The following is a 15,785-nucleotide window of genomic DNA, read 5'->3' on the forward strand; positions in this document are numbered from 1 at the left end:
TAAGTGCGACAGCCCCATTTTTCAAAAATTTACGCTCTCACCGATAACAAATATTCTTAACGGACCATTATTCCATTTTTGAATAACAATCCATTAGGTTGAGCAGCTCCGGCTATAGCACTTTCCGGTATAACCGCTTCAATTCGTTTTACTTCATTTTCACTCAGAGTAATATCCGCAGCTTTTATTGCATCTTGGATTTGTGACACCTTTTTAGCACCAATTCCTAGTTCCCTTGCTGTAGGCAAAATTTCCGTTTCTATCCTACGATTGAAAAGAGAATATTCCGATTCTATAAAGCTTATTGGATGAACTGAATTCGCCTTTCTTAAAGTATCAGCGTCAACTTCTGAAATTCCAATATGCCTTACATATCCAGCCTTAACCAAATCTGAAATAGCTCCTATAGTCTCCTCAACAGGTATTCCTAAATTAATTCTTCCAGGTTGATAAAGATCTATATAGTCTACATTTAACCGTTTAAGAGAATAAGTAATGTAGTTCTTTATAGTTAAGGTTCTTACATCCAAACCATAATAATTTCCTTTAGGATCGCTTAACCCACCAAACTTTACAGATATAAACGTTTTGTCTCGCTTATGGCCATTCAGTGCTTCTCCAATTAGCATTTCGTTATAACCGCTACTATAGAAATCTGCAGTGTTAATGAGTTGTATTCCTGCATCTATTGCGGCATGGATCGTAGCTATGCTTTCAGATTTATTAAGACACCCAGTCGTATTTGTCATACGCATATTTATTTATTTACTTGGTCTTGGTTGTTTCACCTCAGCCTGTGCTGCAGCAAGCCTTGCTATTGGAACTCTAAACGGTGAGCAAGACACATAATCCAGTCCAACATTATGACAAAACTCAACGGAAGATGGATCTCCACCATGCTCTCCACATATTCCAAGATGAATATCTGGTCTTGTCTGTTTTCCTAGTTCTACACCCATCTTAACAAGCTTACCTACACCTACTTGATCTAACTTTTCAAAAGGATCAAATTCATATATTTTATTATTATAGTAATCCTTCAGGAACTTTCCAGCATCATCTCTTGAGAATCCAAAAGTCATTTGAGTTAAATCATTTGTTCCAAAGGAAAAGAACTCAGCTTCTTTAGCTATTTCATCTGCTGTAAGGGCGGCTCTTGGTATTTCTATCATAGTTCCTACTAAATATTTTAACTCAATTCCTTCTTTTGCGATTACTTCATCAGCAGTTTTAGTAACTATATCTTTAACGAACTTTAATTCTTTAAGTTCTCCAATAAGTGGTATCATTATTTCTGGAACTATATAATATCCCTTTCTTTTCTTAACATCTATAGCAGCTTCTATAATTGCTCTAGTCTGCATTTCTGCTATCTCAGGATATGAAACTGAAAGACGGCATCCTCTATGTCCCATCATTGGATTAAATTCATGTAAAGATTCAATAGTCCTTCTTAAATCCTCAAAACTTAATCCCATTTCTTCTGCTAAGCTCTTTATATCCTCATTCTCCTGTGGCAAGAACTCATGCAGAGGTGGATCTAGCAATCTCACAGTTACTGGTCTGCCTTCCATGGCTTCATAGATTCCGATAAAGTCTTCTCTTTGCATTGGAAGAAGTTTATCTAGTGCTCTTCTTCTTTGGTTCTCTGTATTTGAAACTATCATCTCTCTAACTGCAGGTATTCTTTTCTCATCGAAAAACATGTGCTCAGTTCTACAAAGACCTATACCTTCTGCTCCAAATTTAACAGCCTGGTAAGCATCTCTTGGTGTATCTGCATTAGTTCTAACCTTTAGCTTTCTTATTTCATCTGCCCAACTCATAAAGCTTCCAAAATATCCGCTTATTTCACTCTCAGTAGTTTTAATAGCTTGTCCATAAACATTCCCTGTACTACCATCTAGTGATATGTAATCTCCTTCTTTATATATCTTTCCACCTAATTCAAAGGTTTTCGCCTCTTCATTTATCTTCAAGTCGCTGCAGCCTGCTACACAGCAAGTTCCCATTCCCCTGGCTACAACTGCTGCATGAGATGTCATTCCCCCTCTTGCTGTAAGTATACCTTCAGCCGCTACCATTCCTTCTATATCCTCTGGAGAGGTTTCAATTCTTACAAGTATTACTTTTTCACCATCTTCATGTTTTTCCTTTGCTGTCTCTGCGTTAAAATAAACTTTGCCACAAGCAGCACCAGGTGAAGCTGGAAGTCCTTTAGCTACAACTTCAGTATTATTAAGTTCTACTGAATCAAAATTGGGATGTAAAAGCGAATCAAGCTGTTTAGCATCAACCTTTAATATTGCTTCTTCTCTTGTAATAAGACCTTCTTCTACTAAATTAACAGCTATCTTTAATGCAGCTTGAGCCGTTCTCTTACCATTTCTAGTTTGAAGAAAATATAATTTTCCCTGCTCTATAGTAAACTCCATATCCTGCATATCCTTATAATGCTTTTCTAATCTTTCTGCTATTTCCATGAACTGTTTATAGCACTCTGGTAAGTCCTGCTCTAATCTTGATATTGGATGAGGAGTTCTTATGCCTGCTACCACATCTTCTCCCTGTGCATTTATTAAATATTCACCAAATATGAGCTTTTCTCCAGTAGAAGGATTTCTTGTAAATGCAACTCCAGTTCCTGATGTTTCTCCCATATTACCAAATACCATTGATTGAACATTAACTGCCGTTCCCCATTCTGTTGGAATGTCATTTAATCTTCTATAAACAATAGCTCTTGAGTTATCCCAAGATCTAAATACAGCAGTTATAGCCTCTAAAAGCTGTTCCTTTGGATCTTGTGGAAATTCTTTTCCCATTTCTTTTTTATACAGAGTCTTATATTTTTTTACTATCTCTTTTAAATCTTCTGCAGTTAAATCATTATCAAATTTAACTCCTTTAAGTCCTTTTATTTCATCAAGAATATCTTCAAATTTTCTCTTTTCTATTCCCATAACAACGTCAGAAAACATCTGAATAAATCTTCTATAAGAATCATAAGCAAATCTCTCATTATTAGTTAACTTATTTAAAGCTTCTACGGTCTCATCATTTAGACCTAAGTTTAATATAGTGTCCATCATTCCTGGCATAGAAACCCTAGCTCCGGACCTTACTGAAACAAGCAAAGGATTTTCTACACTTCCAAACTTTTTGCCAGTTAGTTCCTCAACTTTAGTCAATGCTACATAAACCTCATGTATTATTTCTTCAGATAATCTTTTACCATCTTCATAATACTTTGTACAAGCCTCTGTAGACAATGTAAAACCTTCTGGAACAGGTATTCCTAAATTTTTCATCTCGGCAAGATTTGCCCCTTTTCCACCGAGTAAATTTTTCATTTTTGCGTTTCCTTCACTAAAAAGGTAAACATACTTTTTGCTTTCCATTAAATAGCACCCCTCTTATGCAAGTTTTTGATATATAGCATATACTATATATCATATGTTATACATTATATAATATATTATATATGCTTTTCAATATAAACATATATTATTTTTATAATAATATATACTACATTCTATATAATCTGTCTCTAGCTTCAATAATTTAATCTTTTTCAAACTCAAATATGCTAACGAAACTACCTTATAATCTTTAAGCTTAAATTTTTAACAACATATTTCAGAAATTTAGAAAATAAAAAAGAGAAAGTAAAACTTCTCTCCTTCAATAACTTAAAGTAGTTGTTAACTAAGTATAATAAACTTCCAAATACTTAGTTATTATTTTTAACAGAACTTAGCTTAATAAATTCAATGACTTTATTAAATGAGTATTTAAACCAAAAGGTGTATGAATGCGGATTATTTATAATGTCTAATTTTACTTCATCAATATCAATCCACCTATAATCTTCTACCTCATTTCCATTTGGAACTATTTCACCATCAAAAGTTCCAATAAAAACGTGATCATATTCATTTTCTATAAGATCATTTTCAAAATTCACTTTATATGAAAAACTAAATATCTCACTAAGTTCACATGTAAACCCCATCTCTTCTTTAAGCCTTCTATATATAGCATCTTCTAAATTCTCCCTGTATCTAGGGTGACTACAGCAAGTGTTAGTCCAAAGACCTCCTGAGTGATATTTTTCTTTATTTCTTTTTTGTAACAACAATTGGTTATTAGAATTAAAAATAAATATTGAAAAGGCCCTATGCAATATTCCATTAAAATGTGCTTCCATTTTTTCTATAGGTCCAATTTCCTTATCATTTTCATCAACCGATATAATATATTCTATCATTCAATTTTCTCCTTAGATAATATTTTAATTTTATTATACTATATTAGAATTTATATTAGCTTAAACTTAGATAATTGTCCATAATATCTCTAAAAACAAAAAGCAAAGATTCTTCAGTATAATTACCCTAAAAACTTGTTATTTATAGGGATAATTGAAACATAAAATCTTTGCTTTTCTGCTGTAAGCTTCATTTAAATTAATTTTTCTATTAATCTATTTGTTAACACCTTAAGAAGGTCTATAGTTTCATTAATCTCTTCAACTGTTATGTTGTCAACATGAATGCCGCAGGTTACAACTACATTTTTACTTAACTTTGAGGAAAGTTTCTGAGATACATATCTTGCTGCTTCATCATCTTTATGTCCTATTAAATTTAAAATTGACGTTGTGGAACTAATTTCACTTGAATCTGATAAACTTGGTCTTGGAACGCTCAAGGTTACGCATCCAATATGAGGAGCATCTCCTCCTGAAATTATTACACATAAATCTTCTCCTATTAGAAAAGTCTTAGCATTGACTTTTATTCTGCCTCTTTCTATAGTTAAATCCTGCATTATCTCACCTCTGAAATTTTTAATTTTAGCCTGTACTAATTTCTCCCCATCTGCGGAAACCATTTACTTGGATTCCAAATCTATCAAGAATTTTGCCTATGATATGCCTATTTAAATCCTCCATGCTGGTAGGTTTATTATAATAGGTAATCATTGGCGGCATAATAGTTGCACCTAATTCTGATAGAGAAAGCATGTTTCTTAGGTGAATTGTACTTAATGGGCATTCTCTTGCTACTATAACTAGATTTCTTCTCTCTTTAATTGTTACATCTGCGGCTCTAAGAAGTAAGTTATCAGAATAACCGCATACAATACCGGCAACAGTTTTCATACTGCATGGAACAATTATCATGCCTTCAGTTTTAAAAGTACCGCTAGCTATACTTGCTCCAATATCTTTTATAGAATAAGCCTTATCAGCTAAATTCATTACCTCTCTCGGTTCGTATGCTGTCTCTTGAATTATTGTTTCTTCCGCACCCTTTGAAATAACCAAATGGGTTTCCCATTCAGGATGTTCTCTTACTATTTTTAACAATTCTATACCTAATGGCGCTCCACTTGCACCACTCATACCTATTACTAATCTCTTTCTATTAACTTTTGTCATATATTCCATAATTGTTAACACCCTTTTATTATTTTATAGTAAGCATACAAATATATTTTAGTTATTATTTATTATTAAATAATTCTGAAACAAATCTGCTCGGATCCACATCCATAAATTTAGATCTTTGGAACTTATCTTTTAGGTGATATGGCACTGTGCAATCAAAAATAGTCTTACAGGCAATCCCCTTATCTATTATTGACGGACTAAAATCTGGACTATTTGAAGGATCTAATGGATGACAGCGGACACCAGGAATAAATATTGTATCAACATCACCCTGGTAACGTGTAGTTAATGCCCATAGTACATCATTACTATCAAATAGATCTACATCTTCATCAACCAAAAATACATGTTTTAGTTCAGGAAATGCTGAGAATGCAAGCAATGCAGCTTGTCTTTGTCTTCCTTCGTCACTTGGTTGACTCTTCTTGAATTGTAAGACAGCCATAAACTTACCACCACCTGAGGAATGAGCATAGACATTTAAAAGTCTTCCTGGCATAGCTTTTTCCACCATTTGAAGAATACTTGCTTCTGTTGGAATGCCAGCCATACTAACGTGCTCTTCACTTGACCCAATAACTGTTTGCATTATTGGATTTTTACGATGAGTTACAGCTTTTACTTTTATTACTGGTACCTTCGCAACAGCTCCACCTGTATAACCTGGAAATTCCGGCATTGCTTTTCCTGTGTTTGTATTTTGGTCTTCTCTAACATATACTCCAGGAAGCAGTTCTCCTTCTATGACATATTCAGCATTAGCAATCGCTTTTTCACCTATTGTCAGGCAAGGAGCTAACTCAACAGCTTGATTTCTAATGGCTCCCGCTATACTTAATTCATCAAAACCAAGTGGCGTTGTTGGAGGTTCAAAACAAGCAGCAATTTCAATAGCAGGATCAACACCTATGCTGACGGAAATTGGTAATGGTTTGCCTAATTTTTCTGCTTTTTCACGAAATACTCCCAAGTGACGAGCACCTGGTGTAAAAAACATTGAAATCTCATCCTTACTTTGTAAACATAAGCGATGTATTGTAATATCCGATTCACCGGTTTCTATGTCTGAAGCATAGCACATTCCCATAGTAATGTACGGGCCTGCATCTTCCTCTGTATTAGTTGGTGCAGGAATTAATTTTCTTATATCAAAACCTGGCTCATTTGCATAATGCACAATTTCTTGACACAAAGCTTTATCCTTAGAAACTGTCACTGGCTGTATTGGATTCTTAACAGCTTCATTTAATAGAAAACCTAGTCGTTCAGGTTTTTCATTAAGCAGTAATCCCACTCTTTCACGACTAGCCAAGAGTCCAATAATAACTTTTGCATCCTCATGTCCCTTTACATTATTAAATATCATAGCTGGTCCTTTTCTTGTTGGACGCATTACTGTTCCTCCAGCCCCAACATGACGATACACCCCTGATAACTCAGCAAGTGGTTCTACAGGTTCATCAGTTTCAATTAATTGTCCAGGTATTGCTTTTAACAATTCTATAGCAGAACGTAAATCTTTTACTTCTTGTTTTCCGCTTTCTTCAATCATTTTAAAAATTCCTCCTCAAAATAAGAACACTCTTAGGTACTAATTATATTTTCTTCTATGTGCCACAAGGTAAATAAACCATATAAATACTGTCATAAGGATCTAATATAGACATCCACGGCCGAAAGTAGACTTACACTCCGGTACATGTTTTCAAGCTTCAGCACTATAAAAACTTTTTATATGTGCCTTCAGCTTTGGAAACATATACCTGCGTATAAGTCTACTTTCTGGTGTGGATATCTATAGCCTCGACATATTTTTACTAAATCAGACTTTCATTTTATTATAGTCCTTCCTGCTATCTGAAACAATTCATAATAAGAAAGGATATATTCCAATAAGGAATGTTTAATAAAATCAAATGATATAAAACGAAAATAAAAGAGTTTGGATTAGCCAAACTCTTAATTAGTATTTAACATTTTCACTATATTGCATTAGTTCTTCAATACTTACAATTTTTCTTTTTTCAATTATATTTTTTAGTCTCTTACTTTTCATAAAATAGTTATTCCATACGTCATTTAGATCGAATATAAGAATACTACTTCTTCCCTTTTGTATATAACTGCAGTCTTTCTTCAGGTTATCTAATATGTTGCCTCTTGAAAATTCACCTTTATTGTTACCAATTAGATTCTTGACTATACTTTCAACATCTTCTAAATAAATCATATAATCTCCTTATATAAAATTTCTATATAAATACTATATATGCTAGTTTATATAATATTGATTATAAAAAAATATATTATTAATGAGGAATATATTTTTTTCTTAAGTCACCGCCTGAATTTTCTGCTGGAAGTTTGGCTTAAAATATTTTTACAATTGTATTTTAGATTTATTATTCTTAATCCATTCCTCAGTACATGAACTAAACTTTCTCATCATGTTAGAAGATTTTTTATGCGATAATGATACCAACGCTATAGTTGTAATAAACTTCTGTCTTAACTTAATAATTTCTATATCTTGATTGTTGAAAAATTCCACTACTTTTCTCATCAATAAGGCTACCCCTATTCCTTCGGATACAACGCCAATAATAGTTTCTATCCTACTATACTCATACAAAACACGCGGCTTAAAGCCTGATATTCTACATGCTTCCATGCAAATGTCGTACATACCCGGGCCAGAGTCTAAAAATATATAGTTTTCCCCTGAAGCCTGAGATAAATCTATACATGCATTTTGAGTAAAAGGATGACCTTTTGGAACTATCATTACTAACTCATCATCTATAAGTGGATTTATTTTATATTCTTCTCCTGATAAGGAAATTGTACGAATAAATGCTAAATCTATCTTTGAACTATCAAGTAAAGCTAATATTTCCGGACTATTAGCCTCAATAATATTAATGTCAATATCGCTATATTTCTTTGTAAAGCTTGCTATTAAGGAGGTTATACCATACTGACTCATTACTGGAATTGTTCCTATAGTTAAAGTTTTTTTGTTTTTCTCCTTATATGCATTCATTTTTATCTGCACTTTATCATATGACTCAATAGTCTCAATTGTAAAATCTAAAAATTCACTTCCTGCTTCTGTAAGCCTTACACTTCGTGAACTTCTCTCTAAAAGCTTAACTCCCAATTCATTCTCTAAAGCCTTAATACGCTTGGATAAAGAAGATTGAGATATACAAAGCTTTGATGCCGCTATAGTAAAATGTTTGTACTTTACAACTTCTAAAAAAAACTTCAATTGCTGAATTTCCATAGCTAATCCTACCTATTCTTTTTTAGAATACATTATACTAAACTATATTTAAAAATGGAATCTTTATCAAAAATACAGATAATATAGATACTCACACCAGAAAGTAAACATCTATCGGAGTGTAAGTTAATTTTCTGCCGTGCAACCCTATATTAAAAACTACGCATAAAAAGTGCATAAATTCCTGCGTTTCTATGCTGGAACTTTTATGCACCTTCATACTTTAATATGTCATTTCAACTTGAAGCTCTACACATTCTTTCACGTATTCTATATCTTATATTTGATGACTCCTTTGATCTATGAGATAGCACTAGATCTACAGCCTCCAAGGCATCCTCTTTTGTTACGTAATCACGCTCATAAAGAGCCGCAATAGTACATGCGGTTTCTTTTATAATAGTTTGAGCTCTATTCCAAGAAACAAAAGCTTCTATACAATATTTTGATATAAACCTCAAAATTGTACCTGAAATAGTAACATACTCAAGTGTCTCTTTAGCTTTTGCAATCTTATCTCTTAATTTATTTTCTTCATCACTAAATTTAATAATAAAATCAGCTGGATTCTTTTCAAACTCTTTTTTTCTTTTAATAATTTCTAATATTTCGTTATGTTTTGCATTTTTTTCCACTTCTATACATAACCCAAAGCAGTCTAATAATTTTGATCTTATTTCTCCTTCTTCTGGGTTCATAGTTCCTATAAGAACAAATTGTGATTTATGCGAATATGAATAATTCTCTTTTTTTAATATGTTAACTCCACTAGTTACAGTATTTGAAAGAATGTTTATAATACTCTCATTTAGTAAATTTATCTCATCTACATATATAATTCCTCTATTTGCTTTGGCTAAATCTCCTGGTTCAAATTTATACTTTTTTTCTTCATTCTTAATAGTATATTGATACTCTAAAGTTCCTGCTAAGCTACTCTCTATAGTTGAACTTGTAACTTCTACAAGGGGAGCTTTTTTCTTTATTATATTAATATGATGAAGGGCATGAAACTTTTTTTTACAGCTTTCGCAGATATAATTCTTATTTATGGGATCACAATTATAATTACAACCTTCTACTGTGTTTATTTCTGGCAGCAATGATGTTAATGCCTTTGCTGCAGTCGATTTAGCTGTTCCTTTTTTCCCATAAATTAAAACTCCTCCTATACGTGGATTTATAGCATTTAAAATCAATGCTTTCTTCATCTTTTCTTGTCCAACGATAGCAGTAAATGGATAAATTATTGAGTTAGGCATATTGGTACATCCCTTTCATTAATTTCTCAGTATCTGAAATAAACTTAATATTTACCATTATTTTCATTAAAACATACCGAACTATATCATAAGCTTTTCTCTTGATTATACTAAAATATGTCAATTTACTAAGGATAAAATATACATTCAAAGCATAATTTATCCTAAATATCACGTTTGTTAAAATGAGATTTATCGTTAATGTGGGATTCATTAACATGGGATTTATTAACAATTTAATGATTTTTAATAGCATATTTATCCTTAGTAAAGAGATGGGCTTTTTAATCAGTTCATAACCTTGTATTACTATTCATTCTATGGCAAAATACAAACATTTTTCGTAAATTTGTTATATTTACGATTTTATTATAATACGTTTTCACATTACATGTCAACGCTTTTTCGTAAGATTTGAAATTTTACTATTTTTCTGTTTATATATTTGTGATTTCAAAATAATTGTGTTATATTAATGCCATTATATAGGAACTATTAATACATTAAAATTTATGATAATATTTTATCTGTAAGAAAATAAATATTATTATTAAATTTAATAATTTACAACTCAACCTCTTTTTATTTATATTGAAATTTTATAAAATCATATTGCTAAATAAGGAGAACAAAATGAAAAGGTCAAATAAAGGAATAATTACTTATCTGAAAATTTTACAAAATGCTAAGGAGTTATTCTATGAAAAAGGATTTGCAAATACTACAGTCAAGGAAATTTGTAATCAATCTAACGTAAAGTTAGGGACATTTACCTATTACTTTAATACTAAAGAAGCTTTAATATCTGATATTTACGCAGAATATATAATGAAAATATATAATTGCATAAATCATGTTGAAAATCGAAAGATGAATAGTTTAGAGAAGAATACTATAGCTTTTTTTGTGTATGATGAACTAATTTTTAATGACCCTAATACCATTAAGTTTCATTATGATGTCATAACCAAATTGTCACTTTACATAATTCTCAGCAAAAATTTAAGAAGATTTTACCCTAGTTTTGTAAAAGACTTCAATCTTGGAATCGATGAAAAGGAAACTATTAGAATCTTTTCTGCAGACTTAGGTATAAGGCGTGAGTTCACTTTAGAATTCGTCGAAAATAACCTCTTCGACAGTTCTTTAGATATGTCTACTGCTATTTATACAATGGTGGGAAGACTTTTAAAAATCGATGAGGAAATTATGAATGAATATATAAAGAATGCTACTGAATTTCTAAACAAAAATTACTTGGCTCATATAAAATTGTTGATATAGCTAATGATTACACAATAATCCTATTAAACCCCAAAAACTATTATATTGAAATTAAAGATACTTTTAACAACATTGTAATGATATGGAATAATTATATTATATAGGGATTAGGGTTATAAGTATAGGAGATGATTCAATCATTACAGATTGATATGTATCATCTCCTATGTTTATATTTAAATATCAATATAGATTTTTAAATTTCTATTTCCGATGCTTCTACCCTGTTTCTTCCATTATGTTTTGCTCTATACAAGCAATCATCAGCTCTTTTAATTAACGAATTAATATTGTCATCATATTTTAATTCTGTTATTCCAACGCTAATAGTAATAGACAATTTATTACATTCAAATTTATATTTGCTAATTTTGTATCTAATTTTATCACATATCTCATAACCAACTTTCAGTTGTGTATTAGGCAGCAGTATTAAAAATTCTTCTCCACCAAATCTACCTACTTTTCCTTTGACATCTAATTCAATATTAATTAATTCGGCTACTTTTTCTAATACCTTGTCTCCAATTAGATGTCCATAATTATCATTAACTTTCTTAAAATGATCTATATCGACCATAGCTATACTAAGATAAGTACAATTCCTTATGACATTTTTAATTTCGTTTTGCAATAACTCAGTAATATATTTCTTATTACTTACTTTTGTTAACTCATCTTTAATTGAATCAATATATAGCCTCTCATTTAATCTTATTAATTCATTATTAACTTGCTTTAACTCATTTTGTGCAGTTACTAATTCTGTTATATCATATAACAATATTAAATATCCAACTATATAGTTTTTATATTTTTTAATTGCACTCAAAGACCCATAGTAATCAGCATTTTTATCTAAAATTTTATTCTTCAAATGTATTTTCAAACTTGATTCTTTTAAATCATAAAAATTGTATTTATCGATTTCTCCTATAATTTGATTAATAGGCATTCCAATTACTCTAGAAATATTGACATTCAACATTTCTAGAGCCTTTCTATTCATATCTACAATTTTTTTATTTTCATCAAGTACTATCATTAATTCATTCATATCTTCAAAGACATATTCTCGGGCAATAACCACTATATCCATAAATTTATATCGAATCATTCCATAAACTCCTACTATCACAGATATACAAAATGAAATTGAAGTAGTATCTAGATTATTATAAATATTTATATTGCCTATGAATAAGATATCAGTAACAATTGGGAAAAACATTCCAATTATCATTATTATAGCCTGTTTTTTTCGAGCATACTGTCTTGAAAATACAGATTTTATTAGTATTCCAATACTAACTGCATTCAATAAATAATTGTAACTAGCATTAATCCATAGCCAAAATCCTTTACTAAACATTAAAATTTTATATTTACCTACAGGCTCAAGATAGAAATTATATGAAAACCAATTATTATATCTTAAAGTTAAAACTACAATAGCAGTAATAGTAGGAATAATCAAAAGAAGATTTATCTTATTTTTAAAATTTCTTGCATCATACATTAAGCCCAATATTGTCATTAACCAAACTGCAGGTATATAAACTATAAATGCCATCTTAATTCCAAACCATATGATTTTACTATTCATGCTGTTTAATAATAAATTAACAGCATCCAAAGCATTCCATACAGCAACTAACAAAATACAAACAATGAAAGTTTTTACTCCTGGTATATTACGTCTTTTAAAAATAAAAACGGATATAGCAACTAAAGTAACTGCTAAAATGAATAAAATAAAAATATACAGGTCCATGAACTCCTCCAATATTTCTATATTACTGTCGTACAAAACTTTATGTTTTTATATAAATAATTTCTTGCTTAATTATATCATATTTAAATATTATTCTCTCATATTTTGAATTTCTCGTATATTTTATTAAATGTTCAATTTTTAAATATAAAAATAGTAAAATTTAAAATTTTACGAAAATTCATTGACATATGATGGCGATAAATATTATAATAAAATCGTAAACTTTAAAAATTTACGAAACATAAGAATATTTGTATTCTTTGCTAAAAAATTCTCCTCAGCCATGTGCTATGTATTCTTTGTTATTGGCTTTGCTTAACAAGTTAAGAAAACGTATCCAAGCTGAGTTGAAACATAATCAAATGTTAATGAAATATTTTTAGTCTTTGTTTCTTGTAAATAAGAAACTATTAAATAAGTTCCCCTTCATTACACTGATTACTACTCCCCCAAGTAGAACAGTGGAAATAAAAATAAATTTAAACGGTCTCAACCCTATATTATATGGGCTGAGACCGTTTAACCGTAGTAAATTAATAATATTTTGTTTATAACTTATAAAAATTTTTTTACAATCAACGTAATTAATATATTTAATAATATCCCAAATGATTTAGCTCTATATTCTATTGAATTGAGACTATTTAACCTCTTCTGGTAATTTACCAATCTTATAAATTAAAATTAAAACATGGAGGGATTCAATTGAAAAGTAATAAAGAAGCATATGATCAACATTTAAGAAGAATGGAAAAAGCAATATCATTGGAAAAAACCGACAGGATTCCTGTATTAATAACAACAGACTCTTTCTGGGCAAATCACATAGATGTAAAATTATCTGAGTTTTATGATAATGATGAGTTATCCAATCAAACCATACTTGATTCCTTCAAAGAGATGGGAGATGTGGATGCTATTGACTTCTGTTCTTCATATTCTCCAGAATTAAGACTTAGACAACTTTCAAGTGTTAAACTTCATAAACATAAACTTTTTAAAGATAAATCTTGCCATATTAATGAAAAAAAACTAATAACAGAAGATGACTATGATACTATTCTAAACAAAGGTTTTGAATACTTTTTCACAGATTATGTTCAGAATAGATTAAACATAAATGAAATATTTAAACAGCCTGAATATTTTTCAACAGCTCAACAAAAATTTAAAAAAGAAGGATACGTTGCATGCTCTACTGTATTTTCATCCTTTGAGGTGGATTATCTAAGTGCTGGACGTACACTTGAAAACTTTTCGAGAGATCTTCATAAAATTCCAGATAAAGTTTATGCTGTATTGGATGTCATACACGAGTACCATATCAAAAGTTTAAGACAACAAATACGAAATACAAAACCTTTTTCCGTATGTGTTGGTGCCGCACGTGGTGCCAGTCAATTTTATTCTAAAAAACATTGGGATCGTATCGTAGGTAAATATTATAAAGCAATTGCTGATATGGTAATCGAAGAAGGTTCTATTGTCCAATGGCATATTGACGGAGATTATGAGAGAGATCTTGACTTCTTCCGCAATTTTCCAAAGGGAAAATGTATTTTTGCTCCTGCTAGTATCATGGATCTTTACAAGATTAAAGAAGTACTGGGAGATGTTATGGCCATACAATGTAATACTCCTCCAGCTTTACTTACCCTTGGTACTCCTGACGAAGTATATGATTATTGTTCGAATCTTGTAGAGGATATGGGATCAGGCTTTATTATGGGCGCTGGTTGTTGTGTTCCATATAATGCCAATGCAGAAAATGTACAAGCTATGGTTGCAGCTGCAACAGGAAGATAATATAAAATATAAAACAAAGGGAGTTTTTAAAACTATGTAATCAGTTTAAAAAATATCCCTTTGTTTTATTATCCAAATTCATCTATTTTTTAAAAAAGTGACTGCTTCCTTTTTCTTCAAACATGTAAACTCCCCCACTCTACCTTATTAGATAAAACAATGTCACCTTTTTCAAAAACAAGGGTATATATTAAGTGAAAGGGGTTGATAAGTATGGCTGCAAAATCAACAAAGCTAAGCAGTGCATTAGTAATTAAGTACAAGGATGGTGTAGATGCCAAAGGAAAGGAAATAATCAAAAAGCAGAGCTTTTCCAAGGTAAAAACTACTGCTGTAGAGCAAGACATCTTTGATGCAGCGGTGGAAATAGGTAAACTGCTTGGTAAAACTCTAGATGAAGTCATAAGAGAAGATCAAAACGGAATAACAAACGCTTAATCAATTGTAAGTAAAGTAAGAGGGGGATATGTTTATGAGTAAAACACTAGTAATGAATTTTTTAAATGAGGCCGGCAAAAAGACTGCTGTAAGAATTAATAATGTAAAAGATGATGTAACTGAAGCGGAAACTAAAGCTGCTATGGATGTAATAATTGAAAAAAATGTATTCACAACATCCGGAGGAGACTTAAAGTCAAAAGATTCCGCTCAATTAATTGACAAAAGCACATCTGAATTCAATGTAAAATAAAATAACTATTTCATACAAACAGAGAAGAATTTTTATAATTATTCTCTGTTTTTTATATTTCAGCAAAAAAGTTTCAATATCGCAGTTTTTTACAGATTATTCAAGAAAATTGTCATACAATAATTAGGAAATTTCTTTTAAAAATCGCAACAAAAAAGTATAAAAATGGATATGTATAGTGTACTAGCAATTATTTTAAATGAAACCGCAAATTATAATTT

14 protein-coding genes are annotated in these 15,785 nt (G+C 30.6%); 4 read left to right on the plus strand and 10 right to left on the minus strand.

The genetic code is table 11. The features are described 5' to 3' along the window. Positions 1-56 precede the first annotated feature (56 nt). From I6U48_RS22595 to I6U48_RS22635, 9 genes are all read right to left on the minus strand, one after another. Positions 57-755 carry an aldo/keto reductase gene (locus tag I6U48_RS22595; RefSeq protein ID WP_218322747.1) on the minus strand — a complete coding sequence of 233 codons (699 nt, stop codon included), beginning with the start codon at positions 753-755 and terminating at the stop codon, positions 57-59. Between the two features lie 6 nt (positions 756-761). Next, positions 762-3,401 carry a pyruvate, phosphate dikinase gene (gene ppdK / locus I6U48_RS22600; protein WP_218322748.1) on the minus strand — a complete coding sequence of 880 codons (2,640 nt, stop codon included), beginning with the start codon at positions 3,399-3,401 and terminating at the stop codon, positions 762-764. Between the two features lie 332 nt (positions 3,402-3,733). Continuing rightward, positions 3,734-4,270, minus strand: a complete 537-nt coding sequence (gene idi / locus I6U48_RS22605; protein WP_218322749.1) for an isopentenyl-diphosphate Delta-isomerase — start codon at positions 4,268-4,270, stop codon at positions 3,734-3,736. Positions 4,271-4,464: 194 nt separating this feature from the next. Further along, positions 4,465-4,833: a prenylated flavin chaperone LpdD gene (gene lpdD, locus I6U48_RS22610; RefSeq protein ID WP_218322750.1), complete on the minus strand. Its 369-nt coding sequence runs from the start codon at positions 4,831-4,833 to the stop codon at positions 4,465-4,467. A gap of 25 nt (positions 4,834-4,858) precedes the next feature. Then, positions 4,859-5,455 (minus strand): UbiX family flavin prenyltransferase, encoded by a 597-nt coding sequence (locus I6U48_RS22615; protein WP_218322751.1) that lies wholly within the window; start codon positions 5,453-5,455, stop codon positions 4,859-4,861. 55 nt (positions 5,456-5,510) lie between these two features. Further along, positions 5,511-7,010, minus strand: coding sequence for a UbiD family decarboxylase (locus tag I6U48_RS22620; protein WP_218322752.1), 1,500 nt, complete (start codon positions 7,008-7,010; stop codon positions 5,511-5,513). Positions 7,011-7,421: 411 nt separating this feature from the next. Next, the gene (locus tag I6U48_RS22625; protein WP_218322753.1) at positions 7,422-7,688 is read right to left on the minus strand and encodes a hypothetical protein; all 267 of its coding nucleotides are present in this window, start codon (positions 7,686-7,688) and stop codon (positions 7,422-7,424) included. Positions 7,689-7,838: 150 nt separating this feature from the next. Further along, positions 7,839-8,744 carry a LysR family transcriptional regulator gene (locus I6U48_RS22630; protein WP_218322754.1) on the minus strand — a complete coding sequence of 302 codons (906 nt, stop codon included), beginning with the start codon at positions 8,742-8,744 and terminating at the stop codon, positions 7,839-7,841. Between the two features lie 236 nt (positions 8,745-8,980). Then, positions 8,981-10,006: a magnesium chelatase ATPase subunit I gene (locus I6U48_RS22635; RefSeq protein WP_218322755.1), complete on the minus strand. Its 1,026-nt coding sequence runs from the start codon at positions 10,004-10,006 to the stop codon at positions 8,981-8,983. Positions 10,007-10,639: 633 nt separating this feature from the next. Between I6U48_RS22635 and I6U48_RS22640 the strand changes: the two genes are divergently transcribed. Continuing rightward, a complete protein-coding gene (locus I6U48_RS22640) occupies positions 10,640-11,290 on the plus strand; it encodes a TetR/AcrR family transcriptional regulator (protein ID WP_218322756.1) in 651 nt (216 codons plus the stop codon). A 196-nt stretch (positions 11,291-11,486) separates the two neighbouring features. On the opposite strand, the gene I6U48_RS22645 is transcribed toward I6U48_RS22640, so the two are convergent. Continuing rightward, entirely contained in the window at positions 11,487-13,064 is a 1,578-nt protein-coding gene (locus tag I6U48_RS22645) for a histidine kinase N-terminal 7TM domain-containing diguanylate cyclase (protein ID WP_218322757.1), read from the minus strand. 708 nt (positions 13,065-13,772) lie between these two features. On the opposite strand from I6U48_RS22645, the gene I6U48_RS22650 reads away from it, so the two are divergent. The 3 genes from I6U48_RS22650 (at position 13,773) to I6U48_RS22660 (ending at position 15,564) form a co-directional block, all read left to right on the plus strand. Further along, complete coding sequence (locus I6U48_RS22650; RefSeq protein WP_218322758.1) at positions 13,773-14,873, plus strand: uroporphyrinogen decarboxylase family protein; 1,101 nt, start codon at positions 13,773-13,775, stop codon at positions 14,871-14,873. Positions 14,874-15,086: 213 nt separating this feature from the next. After that, a complete protein-coding gene (locus I6U48_RS22655; protein ID WP_218322759.1) occupies positions 15,087-15,311 on the plus strand; it encodes a DUF1659 domain-containing protein in 225 nt (74 codons plus the stop codon). Positions 15,312-15,345: 34 nt separating this feature from the next. Further along, positions 15,346-15,564, plus strand: coding sequence for a DUF2922 domain-containing protein (locus I6U48_RS22660; RefSeq protein ID WP_218322760.1), 219 nt, complete (start codon positions 15,346-15,348; stop codon positions 15,562-15,564). Positions 15,565-15,785 lie beyond the last annotated feature (221 nt).

It is taken from the genome of Clostridium thailandense (assembly GCF_019207025.1).
GTDB lineage: Bacteria > Bacillota > Clostridia > Clostridiales > Clostridiaceae > Clostridium_AM > Clostridium_AM thailandense.